The following is a 13,545-nucleotide window of genomic DNA, read 5'->3' as shown; positions in this document are numbered from 1 at the left end:
GACCGCTAGTTGCGCAGTGAAACCGACGCCTGCCCTTCGATCGCTGGCGCAACCACCTCTCAGCACGGCCATGGGCGGCGGCAATCCGTGCGTTTGGGATCAGGGGCCAGCCAGCGGAACCGGGCGCTGGCACGGTGCCGCCTCCGATCTCCCCGGGCGAGATGACGTTACATCATGAAAGGGCCGGCCGTGCAGGTCAGCGATCGGGACGGCCCGGTCATCTTCTGCGGTTCGTCTCCGGGCGTTGCCAGCCATTCACGCGGCCGCTGCGCTCGGCCAAACGGATCTCCGTGCTGTGATCGCGTACGGCCACTCATCGGCCATTGCCGTCATTGATGCGCGTGTTCTATGTCAGCAACGTGGAGGATTGTGTTGAAAAAGTCGCCCGTGGTTCGGATTGTTCGCTATCCTGGAAGACATCGAACGACGGGAGTGATTCGTCATGATGGGTCAACTGGGCGGTGCACAGGACAAACTTTTCTACTCGTTCAACCTCGATAATCACGTCCCTCGCGAGCACCTGTTGAGAGGCATTGACCACTTCCTGGATCTACGCGATTTACGTCAGCATCTCGCGCCGTTCTACAGCCTGGTGGGACGGCCATCGATTGATCCGGAGCTCATGATCCGCATGTTGATCGTCGGATACTGTTTCGGCATTCGGTCCGAGCGCAGGCTATGCGATGAGGTGCATCTGAATCTCGCGTATCGATGGTTCTGCCGCCTGGGGCTGGAGGACGCCGTACCCGAACACTCGACCTTCTCGAAGAACCGCCACGGCCGCTTTCGCGATAGTGATGTGCTGCGCCATGTATTCGAATCCGTACTGGGGCGGTGCATGTCCGAAAGGCTCGTGAGGGGTGAAGGTTTCGCGATTGACGCGAGCATCATTAGAGCCGACGTGAGTTCAGTTCGCGGTGTTCCGGGTTCTGCGCCCGTCGACTGGGGTTGCGTCAAGGGCCACAGCCGTGCAGTGCGTGAGTATCTGGAAGCATTGGAAGAGGCGAACCCAGTGGGCACCGAAGCGGGTGAGAAGACGGAGACATCGCCCCCTCCAAAGAGGATATCCCTGACGGATCCCGCCGCGAGCTGGACAGCCGCCAAAGGTGGCTTGCCGTTCTTCGCCTATTCGACCAATTATCTGATTGACCTGCAGGCAGGGATCATCGTTGATGTCGAGGCGACGCCCGCGAACCGCTCGCACGAAGTGGGATCTACCAGGACCATGATTGACCGCGTTGAGCGGCGACACGATCTCGAACCTCGACGTCTTGCAGGTGATACCGCGTATGGTTCAGCGGCGATGCTTGCCTGGATGATCGGGCAGAAAGAGATTGCACCGCATATTCCGGTCTGGGACAAAACCGCGCGCAAAGACAACACATTGTCGAGCAGCGAGTTCCAATGGGATGAACTGGCCAATGAATATCGCTGTCCCACCGGGCACACACTACGCAGTGATCGACGCAAATTTAGAAGTCCGCGCTCGCGTGTCACGAAGGCTGACACGATCATCTACCGGGCAAGCCAGTTCGATTGCGAGAGCTGTTCAATGAAGGATCGCTGCTGTCCGAATACACCATTCCGTAAGATCGCCCGTAGCATTCATGAAGCTGCTCGTGACGAAACGAGGCGTATTACGAAGACGCCAGAATACAACCGATCCTGCCGTGAGCGAAAGAAGGTGGAAATGCTCTTCGCTCATCTCAAACGCATTCTGAAGCTTGACCGTCTGCGACTGCGAGGTCTAAGCGGTGCCCATGATGAGTTTCTGATGGCAGCGACCGCACAAAATCTGCGAAGAATGGCCAAGAGGCTCAAGTTAGGAACCAAGCAGATGAACTACGCGGTTGGATGACAGGCAACGGGGATCGCTGCCTCGTTCAAGGTCAATTCTTTGACGATCCCCACAACTCGAATACGTCCTGCCGACTTCTGCTTGTCCGACTAAAACACGACTTTTTCAACACAATCTTCGGCAATCAGATTTACGCTTCGGCCTTGTTCGGGGCAGCGAAACCAGCAACGAATGCGTATCTTCGCTGCCTTGACCGCCTCGGCGTGAGCGCATCGGAAGCCCTTTTTGTTGACGACCTCGAATCCAATGTAGCCGGAGCGATCAGCGCGGGTCTTCACGGCCACGTGTTCACCGGCGCCGGGGCCCTATCTGCAGAACTGCAACGGCTCAATTTGCTCTAGCCGGGTTGCAGCAAATAAAGCCGATGCCCTGGCGCCACGACGAGCCGCTCCGCTTAACTTCACAGTGGCCTATGGAAGATGGCGCCCTTGGGGACGAGTTGGCACGACATCAACGATCAACCCGATTTGCTTCGCTTCGGAGTCCCCAGCTTATCAAGCTTCGGCTTGCATCTCAGTCATTTGATTTTCTTCTTGGGCAGGGCGCCGACAATTTCGTCGGGAAGGTCGAGCACCTGTTCTATGCCTTCAGGTTTTCTCTAGTGTTGCGCAAAACGGTGTCAAATTGCTGCGGTGCCGCAATTCCGGTATCTTGGTGCTTCCAAAAGTCACTCACGGAATGGAACCCGGGATTTTGGCGTGTGTCGTTCTTTTAATCACCGCCTCACCCCCGGGGCGGTGTTTTTTGTCCGTTGCATTTTGTTGACTGCGCAAAGGTGGGGGACCCAAGCACAATCGGGCCGCAGAGGCATTTCAAGTCAGGTATTCGCAGAGGACTTCTAATGACCGCGAATTCGCACATGGTTTTGCTCGAAACCGCGCTGGGCAGATTGTCGGGGCCCAAAATCTGCCTTCCATGGGTGCGCCGAACTTCCGCTGCGCCAGTTGCGGCAGCCAGGTAAGCCTTTTCCGGCCCGACAGGGCTCACGCCTACTTGCGGCAGGCGTCAGGCAGCGCCTGCGAACATGGGGCGCTACGTGCGCTGCACGCCGCCGCACTGCAACTCCTGGTTACAAGCCGTTTTGTCCACGCACCGTTGCATACGCAACACGTCAGCGCGCACGGCAAGCGCCACATGATTGAGGCGTGGGGCGCGGGTGCGTCGATTCTCACGCGGATTGAGGGGGTGACGCCGCGGTCACTCGTGCACTGAGATTGACTGTACGAATGGGGCTCCGAGCAGCCCGGGATTGATCTGCACGTCGTACCTGTTCTCGAAAGAATCGTTGTGCCGATAGGCCAGCGAGCACGGCATCGGTAAAGTGCGGATCCGTTTGTCGTCCAGGACGACTGGTGTCGACGCGTCAAGGACGAGTGCGCAGGACGCGTGTTTTCCGTGCGTGATGTGGACAGTGCCGTCGACGGCGAGCGATAGCACCGGCACTACGCGCGCGCCGGCATAGTCGTTCAAAAGCATGCAAATTGCGCTACTGAAAAACACCGAACTGAAGACACCCCACATCACGACGTCGAGCGCGACCGCTCCCGCAAGCGCGTGTTCTTTCAGCGTTGAGCGCTGTATCAGGAACGCCACCGCGGAAAGGAGCGCAGCACCGCTGACAATGGCAGGTAGAAGAGAAAGCGGTAACACCGAGGAGTACGAGGCCAGATGACTGAAAAAGTACACAACCGCTGCCAGGGTCGACGCCACGAGCCAAGGCCTGCGGATACGACCGAGACTGGCCTCCGAATTCGCCGCGCCGCCGGTCAGGGCTTCAAGGCGGCTCGCCGCGACCGACAGGCTATCCGAGAGAGTGTCCCGCTGATCTTTCGGGACCTTGCCGGCCATCGTCAGTTCGAGGCGGCCCTCGCCAAGAGATAGCCGATATCCTTTGGCCAACAATGTCCCGACCGCGGAGCGAAATTCAGCGTCACCCTGCAGGATGCGAAGCAGGGGTGCCCCAATGCCGTACGCGACAATGTCCTTCGCGTCGAAGGTAGCCGCAAACCTCACAGGCTCCGTCAGCTGGAACAACCGCACGAGCATCGACTCTCCGCCACCCGAACGCACGCGTCTAAGGCAAAGTGCGCCCTCTACGTCGCACTGGGTGTGCATTCGCGAGGAGCGGCTCGCGGACTGGATGTTGACTGAACGACGACCGGGTTCGACGGCCAGTTTTAGCTGGCTCTCGCTGAGCAACTCGTTCAAGACGTGCCCCCTGAAATTGGCTTCTACATCTGCCACGTCGCCTTTTTTGCGCGCTCGCGGGCTACGTATACGTCGTGAGCCCCCCTCATGGTCTCGCGCGTGCATCTCAGTGCCGCACCCCGCGAGCGCGCTGCCCGATCATGGCCGCAGCTGCCGTCCCCGTCAGCAGCTTTTTCCTTCTCATCTTGACCGCCCCCGCGGCCAATGTGGAATGCAGTCTAGGATTTGTAACAAGACGTAACAAGCCCAACCAGACGAATAGCGTGGGCAAGCTCACACAGCCTGTCGCGCCTCCCATCGATCACTGCTGGCCTATGAAGTCGACGGCGACCGTTATACCTTGGAAGCTGTCATTGGCATGGCGCTGAATCCTGTGACCGTTTGGGGTCGTTCACAGCCCGACGAGCGACGCACGGCCGGGTAGCTCACGCGCGATGCGCTGTCGGCGAATGCGCTTGCGGTGCTGACGCACGCGGCTGCAATGGCTTCGTACCTGGAGTGACGGTGCGGCGGCTTGCGCGGAGGTGAACTGCGCGCGCCGCGTTCAACGCGCACGATGAGGGCGGCGCGAGTGCAATGAACGGGTGGAGCCTGATATGAATTCAGCCGACGAGACAGGCAAGAGCGCGTTGCACTTTGTTGCGGCGCATCCAGCGCGATTCCTATTCCAGGTCTGCACCGCGTTCCGCAAAAACCAGGGGCTGCTGCTCGCGGGCGCGATCGCCTATTACGCGTTGCTGTCAATCGTGCCGCTGCTCATTCTCGTTGTAATCGCGTTCGGTCACTTCATCGGTGAGCAGTTGCTGTTCGACACGCTCGGGCGTCTGCTCGAATGGCTGATACCGGGGCAGTCAAAAGCACTCGTTCGCGAACTAGCGACCTTTTTCGAGCATCGCTCCGTGGTCGGCTGGTACCTCGTCATCACGATGATCTTTTTCAGTTCGCTTGCGTTCTCGGTTCTGGAGAATGCCCTGTCAATCGTCTTCGTGCATCGCGTTGAGGTCCGGCGAAGGCACTTCCTGCTGTCGGCAATCCTGCCCTATCTATTCAGTCTGTCACTAGGTATCGGTGTGCTGCTTGTGACGCTCGTCTCCAGCGGCCTGCGGGCTGTCGCAACCGGTAGCATCGATCTGTTCGGTCATGCGGTGTTACTGACTGGCGTGACCCGAGTCGTGCTATATCTGTGTGGCCTTGCGGGCGAGATATTCGTGCTGACGGCAATCTATTTTGTGATTCCGGCGGGGCGCACGACACTGCGGCATGCGGTCGTCGGCGCGGTCGCGGCCACCGTTCTGTGGGAAATCACAAGACGCGTGCTGGTTTGGTACTTCGCGAAGCTTTCGCAGGTGAACGTCGTCTATGGGTCGCTGACGACGGCGATTGTTGTCCTGTTCGGCCTCGAAGCGCTCGCGACGCTGATGTTGTTTGGCGCGCAACTGATCGCGGAATACGAGCGCCTCAATACACGCGGCGCCCCTGCAGCGGAGTCAATGGAAACGGGCTGACCAGCGGCGGCGCGTCGAGCACCCTCGTTGCGGTTTCAACCAGTCGGCGCGATGGCACCGGTAGTTTCCGGGTGTCGACGAATTCCACGAGTATTCGCTGTCCTACCAGCCGCACTGTAGAGTACCGTGCTGTGGTGTCAAAGGCCTGTTAGCAACGCGGCTTTTTCCAGGGCCGGACAGCGGACATGGCAGTGCAGAATATCCGGTCGTGTCATGTGCTGGCCAGTGAGAGTTTCGAGGACGGTGCTTCGACGCTTTTCGGAATGTTGAAGGGTGAAATCACGCGCTAAGGCCTCGGTTCGACGTGCTGCCCATACAGTCTTCGATCAACGCATGGAACCCGGCGGCACGATCGTCGGCCTCTCCGGCCAGACGTTGCGCGAGTTCTTCGAGCAGGCAGCCGAACGCGCGCACCTCGACGCGCTCGAGCATGGGCAAGCGACAGCAGCTATTTCTTGAGTGGGTGCGTATCCCCCGCTGCGGGGAAAAACGCGTTCCACGCCGCCCGTACGCCCTGTGCGGCGGCAGCCTGCGCGTCCATGTGCTCGCTATCGGCCGAGTCACCCGGATCCGCACTCAGACCACGCCAGTGCGTAAACAGAAGCACGGGCTGCTCCGTCCAATGTCCGTCGATAAACCGGGAGAATGCCGTATCTCCGGTCGTGAGCCTGACTTCGTACCAGCCCTCCCGGGCCGGCGCATAGTCGTCCAATGGGAACCATCCTGTGGTATCGATTTCCATTTTCGCCCCAGATTCGAAGCCATTACACATGCATGACAGCACGCGGCGTACCTGTTTCCTCCAGAGACACGCAGCATGCTGTGGCTGCGAATACCATCATGGTAGAGCCTCGCGGGCTGTGTAATCACCGGCATGATGAGAACCATGCCATCCGCGATGATGCCCCTCCTCTCGCGCAACTCCCCTGATGTTGTCTCTGGTTGCCAGGACTTCACGCGTCGCGAGATTCGCAGTGGTCAGCATTGCGACCCGGGCATTAACCTTCAGCTTGCCCATAGGCTGTTGAAGATGCACTCCGCAGAACCACACGTGGGCGCTATGATTGGCCAGTCATAGTCCGAACGGAAAGAGACTTCATCGCAATGTTGAGCTTACGTATACATTTCTGGTCGATCGCGGCAACCCTGATAGCGTTTGTGGCGTCACTCTGGATCAATCAGGAGGTGTTTGCGCATACCTCGTTTGTCCGGGGCATCAACTGGATATTCCTTCCATCCGGCGTACGGCTATTGAGCACGCTGCTGGTTGGTGTCGATGGTTTCCTTGGCTTGCTGCTTGCCGGTCTGCTAACGGATTTTCTTTACTGGTTCCCGCATGACCCTGTGAGAGCGATCGCTGGCGCGATACTTGGGTCTGCGGCTCCGTATCTGGTCTACAGGTTCGCGAGAGAGTATTACGGCTTGCGCGCATCGTTGACGAATCTCACGGCGACCCGGCTTCTTGTGCTCGCCGTTGCGTATTCAGTCGCGAATCCGCTGTTACATCACCTCTGGTTTGCGTTGACCGGTGCGACGGAGCATTTCTTCGAAAGCCTGTTCAGCATGTTTGTGGGCGACCTCACCGGCACGCTAATCATGCTGTACGCGATGAAGGGATTGCTGGCTTTGCTCCCGAAACGCCAGGGCGATTCCCGGCTCACGAACGGGATGTTCAGCATTCACGTTGCACTGACCAATGCATATAACAATCAGGCCGCACGCTAGCGTGACGAAGGGGTTGCGATGAGGCGCAATCGCAGCCCGTCTCGTGGCGCTATGTACGATTGTCGCCATCGTGCATCTCGACGTGGTGCTGCACCCAGGCTGAAATGTCGCGATTCGCGACGACCTCCAGGCGCTCCCAATGCCGGGCGGCCGGCCCAGACTCACGCACCTCGAGCGCCGTTGATCCCGCAAAGCTGAGAACCTTCGACGGCCCTGTTTGAGCCCTGACGAGCCGTGCACCCCATATCTGCCGTCAAGCCAGGCGGTTGTTGTAGGCAACGTCGAGGGCCAGCCGGATCCTGAACATGCCGTCGGTCATGCGTGAGGACTGGCTGGGATGTCTTGGCAGCAGGGCAAGCGTGCCCTTCACGATATAGAGGAGAATCAGCGCGCCCAGCAGATCGCCCACAAACATCGTGAAGAAACTCTGCAGGATGTCCTGCGTATTTCCCGTCATTGCGAACCAGAGATGATGCAGCGTCGAGTTCGTGAGTGCGACAGCAAACGCGAGCACTATAAGGCGCCTTGGCGTGAGATTCGTCAGCGACGCCTTCAGGCCATAGCGTTCCAGGGCGAGGCGATAGACCGCGTACGGGCCGGCTGAACTGAAGATCGCGCCCGCGATTGCCCGTACGGGGTCGTTCGGGAAGTAATGAAAGAAGTCGACCAGCAAGGCGGAGACCAGCAGCCCAATCGCACCGTCCGCGCCCAGCAGCAGCGTACTCAAAAGCCGGATTCCAGTCGGAAGATAGATCCACTCCACCCAACGCGGAAACGCGGCATGCAGGAAGATCCGTTCATCGACCCAGAGCGTCAGCACGTAGACAATCACGGTGCCGGCTATGGACCAGAAATGTAAGCGCAAGCGTCCCATGACGGTATAATTGTTCCATTCGCTTTTCCTTCCCCAATCATAGCTGACCCGCGCCTTCGCGGCGTGCGCACCCATCGCGTATGGGCGAAAGCAATGAAACGACCTGCAGACATCTATCTTCGTTTCCTGCAACTGACCGAAGCCATTCGTGGCTTGCCCACGCTGCCAGCGCTTGATCCGCTTGAAGAGAAGATTCTTGAGTTCGTGGCTCGCGCGTCACAGAACAAGGACCGGTTGTCGGTCCGGGACATGATTGGACACAGTGAACTGGGCTCTCCTGCGACACTTCACGGTCGCATCGCGTCCATGCGCGAGAAAGGATGGCTCACCCTCTCCGACACCGAAGACACCCGGCGCAAGCAGATCGAACTCACGCCTGCTGCGCTGCGCTACTTCGACAAGCTCGCCGAAGCGCTCTCGAAGGCAGCGAAGGGCACCTGACGTGGCGGCATACCCCGCGATCCCGAGCCCGCCAGTAGAGGGCGTTCTGCCCGGATCGGCTAATCAAGGCAGTTGTCCCCGTTCAGCCGTGCTGCGTGATTACGGGCGGTCTTTCCCAATCGCACAGAGATCGTTCGCAATCCAAATTAACGAAAAAAGAACCCACGGACCATAATGGGCAGTGGGTTCGCAAACACACGCCAAAAGCTCGGGTTTTCACAAACCGTCATAACTTTTGGAACGGTAAACATACCGGGTTTGCGAGGCCAGGGCAACCTGGCGGTGGCTTAAAACAACACCCAGGGGAAGCTCAGTTCGGTATTTTTGCGCCTGTCACAAAAAGGGCCCCGCTACCGCATCGAGACTGCGGTGAGCCGCCAGCAAGTACATCTGGTTTCGGCAAAAGCAGGTTCCAGAACATTCAGACCCGATGTGCCTGCAGGAGCGCCCACCGTCGCAGACCAGACGCAGTTACGTTGCGTCACGCGATGCAGAAAAGCGATGGCCGGATTGTCGCCGCGGCTTTGGCGCCGTCGGGCAGATCGTCAGTCAGGCGCCCATACAGGGCCTGCCAGTCGACGGCAAGCAACGGGATCGTCCTGTCGTTGCGGGACCAGTACGCTAGAAAGCGCGCCCAACCCTCGAGGAAAAAGCCCACGCCGGGACTGAGCAGGCACGGAGGTCTCGCCACAAGAGGCACCCGGGCCGCAGGAAATATCGAACAGAGCGTTTCAAGTTCGTCTGCGGCTTCACTGGCAGTCTCCGGTTTGTTTGCACCGGCCAACAGATGATCCCGCACGACGTCCGCAACACAGGATGTACAGAGCTCGATATAGGAGGCGCGCACCCCACCCAGATCTGTCCACCGGGCAGACGACGCATCCGTCGGCTCCGTCATCCTTCTCAGAACGGGAAGCCTGACGTACGACGGCAGTGCGACAAAATCCGTTTCCTCGCGTTGCAGGGCGTCGCGAAACATCGGATAGGACAGAATCCATGAACTGACTGACAGACTGCCACCCTGACGCGAAGGCAGATTCAATTCCGGAAGGCCCGGGTGCAGCGTAGGCATGCTGGTCTCCATTCGTTATAAAAATAATAACGAATGGCTGCGCTGTGCGCAAGGATCTGCCATGGGGATGAAGCGGCGTGGCCCTGTCCGTCACACCTGATCAGGCGCACAGGACGCGGGGAAACGCCATACGGACATGCCAGGGCGCCTTGCTCCCACTGACATCAATGAGACCAAATTCCCGGTTTGAGCACCTCAAATATGCATTTCGTACATTTCCGGATCGTGGTGTGCGGGCCCGCAAACAGGAATGGCTTTTATTCAAGCATTGGTCGCGCGCATGCGATTGTTATCGATCCCCGCGACGTGATCTATTTGTAAATCAGAAACCGGTCGCGGTTCTTCGCGTCCTTGATCCAGTTTGGCGCGCGTCCCCGCCCGGACCAGGTAGCACCGGTAGCAGGATCGCGATATTTTGCAGGCAGTGGACCGTGCGAGACCCTTGGTCTGCCGCGTCGGCTCCCGAAGATATCCCGCTCGGAATATCCGAACTCCACAACCTTTGCACGGATATCGGCAAGCACCATGTCGAACTCCTCCTGCCGCACAGCGGCCGCCTGACTCTTGAGTTCGTCAAGTTGTGCTTTCAGTTCCTTGTACGTTGCCACGGACTTCCCCATATGGACACCTCGCGGTCATGATAGTGACTTTCTCACGGCTTTGATCCGAATCGGGATGACTGACCGACGAGTCTGGCATTGGGCCTGTGTCCGCGAATTCGCAAATCCCGGGCGATATTGGGTAGCCGCTTCACGACGAACGTTCATACTCTTTTGCAAGGATGGTTGGACGTGGCCAGTTCGGGCCAGTGCTTTTCACGAGGATCGGCCGACACAACGGTCCCTTGAAGCGGCGCATTACGCAGTTGTGAATGCCTCGCACACCTTGTCGGCCACGCGAGCAATGAACAGGACAAGGCGGCTGGGGCTGCGTATTGCGTTATCCTGAAGCGTCCGCCCAAAGGGAACACGCATGAAGCTTTCGAAATACCTGTTACTGATGGCGGTGTCGCTGTCCGCTGCCGCTTACGCACAAACCTCGCAGACGTTTCACTTCGGCGAAGGCCAGGACACGCCGCAACGTGGACGTACCAGTTCTCCTCCGCCACTGCCCGCTGCCCAGACTACAGAGCCGCTACCCCAGGGCGAGCCGCATCCGCACACGAAGGCAACGTCAAAGTCCCAATCAAAGGCAAAATCGAAGTCAAAGCACCCGCATCACCATCGGCACCATCCAACCCACCCGTCACCGCTTCAGAATCCGTATTCACATCCTTGAGCTGGTCAGCATGCAAATCGTATGTCCACCATCCAGCGAATGACTGGACTATCTGGCATTCCTCGCCGGCTGTACGCACAATTAATTCGATATGCGAATTGATATGATGCGATGACGCTCAGTGACCAACGATGAAGTTTCACTAGAGTCGACATTACAGATCGCTCGTCAAGGAAACACACGAGGGCGCCGCCAGCGGAGCGCCCACATCCGTGAATATTGGGCCAATGCGCTGTGCGCCGGACTGGCTCTGGATGAGCGGAATGTAGTGCCGCCCAGGCATCGCACAATCGGCCTTCGTCGGCAATCGACGCAAACTCATGCTCAGTGGCAAACCATCACCGCAACAGACCTCGAAGCCGTATGAGCAGCAGTCGGCTTGGTTGCGACTTCCGCCAATTCAGCTGTTGTACTGACAACGGCCTCGACCTATACGTTGACGCAATTTCGGAATCTGATGTGCCTCTGCGAGGGGTCGTCCCCTGCCGCACGCGTCCCTTGGACAGGGTAAAGACGAGGTTTCAACCTAACTCCCCTATTCATTGTTTTCTTTGGGCGGCCCGCAAAGCGTGCATCGGAGCTAGATGCCCTGGAGAAAGCAATGGAAATTCCGGAATTGAAGCAACTGGCCGAGGGCATCCGCGGCCTCGTGCCCGTTCGAGTCACACAATTGGCCACTACCAGGCACTTGACCTTGCGGCGGCGGTGCCTGGGCTGCGGAACTGGTCAGAAGTTATAGCGTTTCCGGCGCGGGTCATAGCCACTGACCTGGACGTCGCGTCGGCTGGCCGGCTTGCCGCACGCTTGAACAAGCGCTTAGGAATGAGCCTATCAGCCCAGGACCTTCTACAGGTCTTCCCGGCATCCGGGGTGAACATGGATTCGCCTCATGCCAAGGAGGACCTCTGAAGAGTGGTCGCGGCTGCCTATAATGACGTTGTTCAAAGCCTGTCGGATCGCGAAATCGTACGCTTGGCTGCCGGGGATATTGGCATTGCCTGTTTTCCAGAAGTCGCAAAAGGCTTCGCTTCCGACAACTTTACGGATGGCTGTTGGCACGACGGCGCTGTGCAGCAGTATTGGTGTTCCCTCTATGGGCAAGGAGTTCGAAGCTATGCCCCGCGCGAGACACCGAAGGAATCGCTGGATTTTGACCCCTTGTTCTCGAAAGAGGCGGATGACCCCGACGCATTCGACAATTCATTCGACGAGAAGCGGAGCGATCCAGACTGGGCTTCCGAACTCGCCGCAACATGGCGTACTTCCATGCTGTCTGCGACATGCATAAGCACGCGGCTCATAGCGGTACAGCCGGAATGCCCATCCGCCAACAAAGACGATCTGCTTGCGCCATGGCTCGAGCGTCATCGCCAGTCTGCTGAAATCTGCCAATTCGCTCACATTTTTTCTCCCACGACGCTTGCCAGCGCGCCGTGCTCGAGCTCGGCTGCCTGCTCGGCACCTCGCGTCGTATCGGCGGAGACGTCAAGCCATGTCTGGATAATGTCGGACACCCAGACTCCCTCGCGCATGACGCGCCCCCGAAGCAGCGATTGAGGATAGGGGTGCAGTTTCAGAATCAGATCCGGCCGTTCACCCTCGAGCGCACGCTTCAGCCCCCGCCAGCCTTCAGCTGCTGCGAGATCGGGCACCCACAGGGTCGCCAGCGCGCCATGTACGTGCCCTACGCGCAGTGCGTGCGCCGCCGCAAACTGACCCAGCGTCGCCCCCTCTTCCCGCTTGAGCGTCTTTCGTAACTGCTGCTCCTCAGGCACGCCACGCACGAGAAATTTCATCGGCACGCTGACTGCCGGTTTCACGTAGGCGGCCTTCCACCGCTGCGCGAGTTTGCGTCGCTGGACGAGCCGCAGGTGCGGCACCGCCTCGACGAAGTCTTCCTCTTTCAGGGCATTGACGAGCCGCGTAGCGGTCATGACCGATACGCCCGCTTCACGTGCAAGGTCGGTCGCCGTCATGTACGTCTTCTCCGGGGCATTGATCGGGTTCTCTCGCTTGATATCGGTCGCGAGCAGGAGCTTGAGCATCCATTGGGCGAGATCGGAGAAAACAAGCGTCGGCGGTGCGGAATGGCTGCTGCGCCGCACACTCACCGGCCGTTTATCGGCCTCCAGACCCGGAAAGTCCACGTACAGCGGCACGTCCGACAAGATAGCGACAGGTTCACCTTTGCTGTACACACGCTGAAAATCTCGAAGCCTGGTGACGAGCGCCTGCGATGCACTTCCCACCCAGATAAGGACAGCGGGACGGGACTTGCCCGGCTTTGCATTGGCGTGGAATCGCGATTCGAGCAGCGCCTGCGAGAAAAGCGGTATCACCCGATCGGCACGCCCTTCCGCTAGCGCTTTCAATACCGCGTGATACGTCTGACCATGAGGGCTGGTCAGGACGAACTCGCCACCCTTGCCACCCTCACTGTCCTCCTGGACTTGCCAACCGTTGCTTTCGAAGAGCGAATATACGGAGCGGCGCGCGAGACGGTCGGTTGCTCCGGTCAGGAAATGCGGGTCGCTCATGATTCACTTGGCCACGTTATTTCAGTTGGCCATGTGAAATCACATGG

The 13,545-nt window shown here is 58.8% G+C and carries 12 protein-coding genes; 6 read left to right on the top strand and 6 right to left on the bottom strand.

All coding sequences use genetic code 11. From position 1 onward, the window contains the following. Positions 1–442 precede the first annotated feature (442 nt). Together AB4Y35_RS39775 and AB4Y35_RS39770 are read left to right on the top strand one after the other, a co-directional pair. Positions 443–1,858 carry a transposase gene (locus AB4Y35_RS39775; RefSeq protein ID WP_368708637.1) on the top strand — a complete coding sequence of 472 codons (1,416 nt, stop codon included), beginning with the start codon at positions 443–445 and terminating at the stop codon, positions 1,856–1,858. Beyond that, positions 1,855–2,199: an HAD-IA family hydrolase gene (locus tag AB4Y35_RS39770; protein ID WP_368708636.1), complete on the top strand. Its 345-nt coding sequence runs from the start codon at positions 1,855–1,857 to the stop codon at positions 2,197–2,199. Before AB4Y35_RS39775 ends, AB4Y35_RS39770 begins: the two co-directional genes overlap by 4 nt. An 856-nt stretch (positions 2,200–3,055) precedes the next feature. Here AB4Y35_RS39770 and AB4Y35_RS39765 read toward each other — a convergent pair. Continuing rightward, complete coding sequence (locus AB4Y35_RS39765) at positions 3,056–4,066, bottom strand: hypothetical protein (protein WP_368708635.1); 1,011 nt, start codon at positions 4,064–4,066, stop codon at positions 3,056–3,058. A 596-nt stretch (positions 4,067–4,662) separates the two neighbouring features. On the opposite strand from AB4Y35_RS39765, the gene AB4Y35_RS39760 reads away from it, so the two are divergent. Further along, the gene (locus AB4Y35_RS39760; RefSeq protein WP_368708634.1) at positions 4,663–5,571 is read left to right on the top strand and encodes a YihY/virulence factor BrkB family protein; all 909 of its coding nucleotides are present in this window, start codon (positions 4,663–4,665) and stop codon (positions 5,569–5,571) included. A gap of 333 nt (positions 5,572–5,904) precedes the next feature. Next, positions 5,905–6,030 (top strand): hypothetical protein, encoded by a 126-nt coding sequence (locus AB4Y35_RS39755; protein WP_342952569.1) that lies wholly within the window; start codon positions 5,905–5,907, stop codon positions 6,028–6,030. Here AB4Y35_RS39755 and AB4Y35_RS39750 read toward each other — a convergent pair. After that, entirely contained in the window at positions 6,020–6,313 is a 294-nt protein-coding gene (locus AB4Y35_RS39750; RefSeq protein WP_368708633.1) for a hypothetical protein, read from the bottom strand. The two genes, AB4Y35_RS39755 and AB4Y35_RS39750, sit on opposite strands and share 11 nt — an antisense overlap. Before the next feature lie 362 nt (positions 6,314–6,675). Between AB4Y35_RS39750 and AB4Y35_RS39745 the strand changes: the two genes are divergently transcribed. After that, on the top strand, positions 6,676–7,296 hold the full coding sequence (locus AB4Y35_RS39745) for a hypothetical protein (RefSeq protein ID WP_368708632.1): 621 nt from the start codon (positions 6,676–6,678) through the stop codon (positions 7,294–7,296). A 253-nt stretch (positions 7,297–7,549) separates the two neighbouring features. Here AB4Y35_RS39745 and AB4Y35_RS39740 read toward each other — a convergent pair whose 3' ends face one another. Next, complete coding sequence (locus AB4Y35_RS39740) at positions 7,550–8,245, bottom strand: hypothetical protein (RefSeq protein WP_368708631.1); 696 nt, start codon at positions 8,243–8,245, stop codon at positions 7,550–7,552. An 18-nt stretch (positions 8,246–8,263) separates the two neighbouring features. Here AB4Y35_RS39740 and AB4Y35_RS39735 point away from each other — a divergent pair, with 18 nt between their 5' ends. Further along, complete coding sequence (locus AB4Y35_RS39735) at positions 8,264–8,611, top strand: winged helix-turn-helix domain-containing protein (protein ID WP_254343104.1); 348 nt, start codon at positions 8,264–8,266, stop codon at positions 8,609–8,611. A 481-nt stretch (positions 8,612–9,092) separates the two neighbouring features. On the opposite strand, the gene AB4Y35_RS39730 is transcribed toward AB4Y35_RS39735, so the two are convergent. The 3 genes from AB4Y35_RS39730 to AB4Y35_RS39720 form a co-directional block, all read right to left on the bottom strand. Beyond that, on the bottom strand, positions 9,093–9,683 hold the full coding sequence (locus AB4Y35_RS39730; protein ID WP_368708630.1) for a hypothetical protein: 591 nt from the start codon (positions 9,681–9,683) through the stop codon (positions 9,093–9,095). Positions 9,684–9,994: 311 nt separating this feature from the next. Beyond that, positions 9,995–10,291, bottom strand: coding sequence for an H-NS histone family protein (locus AB4Y35_RS39725; RefSeq protein ID WP_342952574.1), 297 nt, complete (start codon positions 10,289–10,291; stop codon positions 9,995–9,997). A gap of 2,067 nt (positions 10,292–12,358) precedes the next feature. After that, positions 12,359–13,498 carry an RpiR family transcriptional regulator gene (locus AB4Y35_RS39720; protein ID WP_368708629.1) on the bottom strand — a complete coding sequence of 380 codons (1,140 nt, stop codon included), beginning with the start codon at positions 13,496–13,498 and terminating at the stop codon, positions 12,359–12,361. Positions 13,499–13,545 lie beyond the last annotated feature (47 nt).

This window comes from Paraburkholderia sp. EG286A (genome assembly GCF_040965375.1).
Taxonomy (GTDB): domain Bacteria; phylum Pseudomonadota; class Gammaproteobacteria; order Burkholderiales; family Burkholderiaceae; genus Paraburkholderia.
The sequence above is the reverse complement of the archived record's forward strand: the minus strand, read 5'-3'. Positions and strand labels throughout refer to the sequence as shown.

Bases quoted from the DNA above. Each gene is read 5' to 3' on its own strand.
- AB4Y35_RS39775 (WP_368708637.1), top strand. From the start codon at position 443: ATGATGGGTCAACTGGGCGGTGCACAGGACAAACTTTTCTACTCGTTC.
- AB4Y35_RS39770 (WP_368708636.1), top strand. From the start codon at position 1,855: ATGACAGGCAACGGGGATCGCTGCCTCGTTCAAGGTCAATTCTTTGAC.
- AB4Y35_RS39760 (WP_368708634.1), top strand. From the start codon at position 4,663: ATGAATTCAGCCGACGAGACAGGCAAGAGCGCGTTGCACTTTGTTGCG.
- AB4Y35_RS39755 (WP_342952569.1), top strand. From the start codon at position 5,905: ATGGAACCCGGCGGCACGATCGTCGGCCTCTCCGGCCAGACGTTGCGC.
- AB4Y35_RS39750 (WP_368708633.1), bottom strand. From the start codon at position 6,313: ATGGAAATCGATACCACAGGATGGTTCCCATTGGACGACTATGCGCCG.
- AB4Y35_RS39745 (WP_368708632.1), top strand. From the start codon at position 6,676: ATGTTGAGCTTACGTATACATTTCTGGTCGATCGCGGCAACCCTGATA.
- AB4Y35_RS39740 (WP_368708631.1), bottom strand. From the start codon at position 8,245: ATGGGTGCGCACGCCGCGAAGGCGCGGGTCAGCTATGATTGGGGAAGG.
- AB4Y35_RS39735 (WP_254343104.1), top strand. From the start codon at position 8,264: ATGAAACGACCTGCAGACATCTATCTTCGTTTCCTGCAACTGACCGAA.
- AB4Y35_RS39730 (WP_368708630.1), bottom strand. From the start codon at position 9,683: ATGCCTACGCTGCACCCGGGCCTTCCGGAATTGAATCTGCCTTCGCGT.
- AB4Y35_RS39720 (WP_368708629.1), bottom strand. From the start codon at position 13,498: ATGAGCGACCCGCATTTCCTGACCGGAGCAACCGACCGTCTCGCGCGC.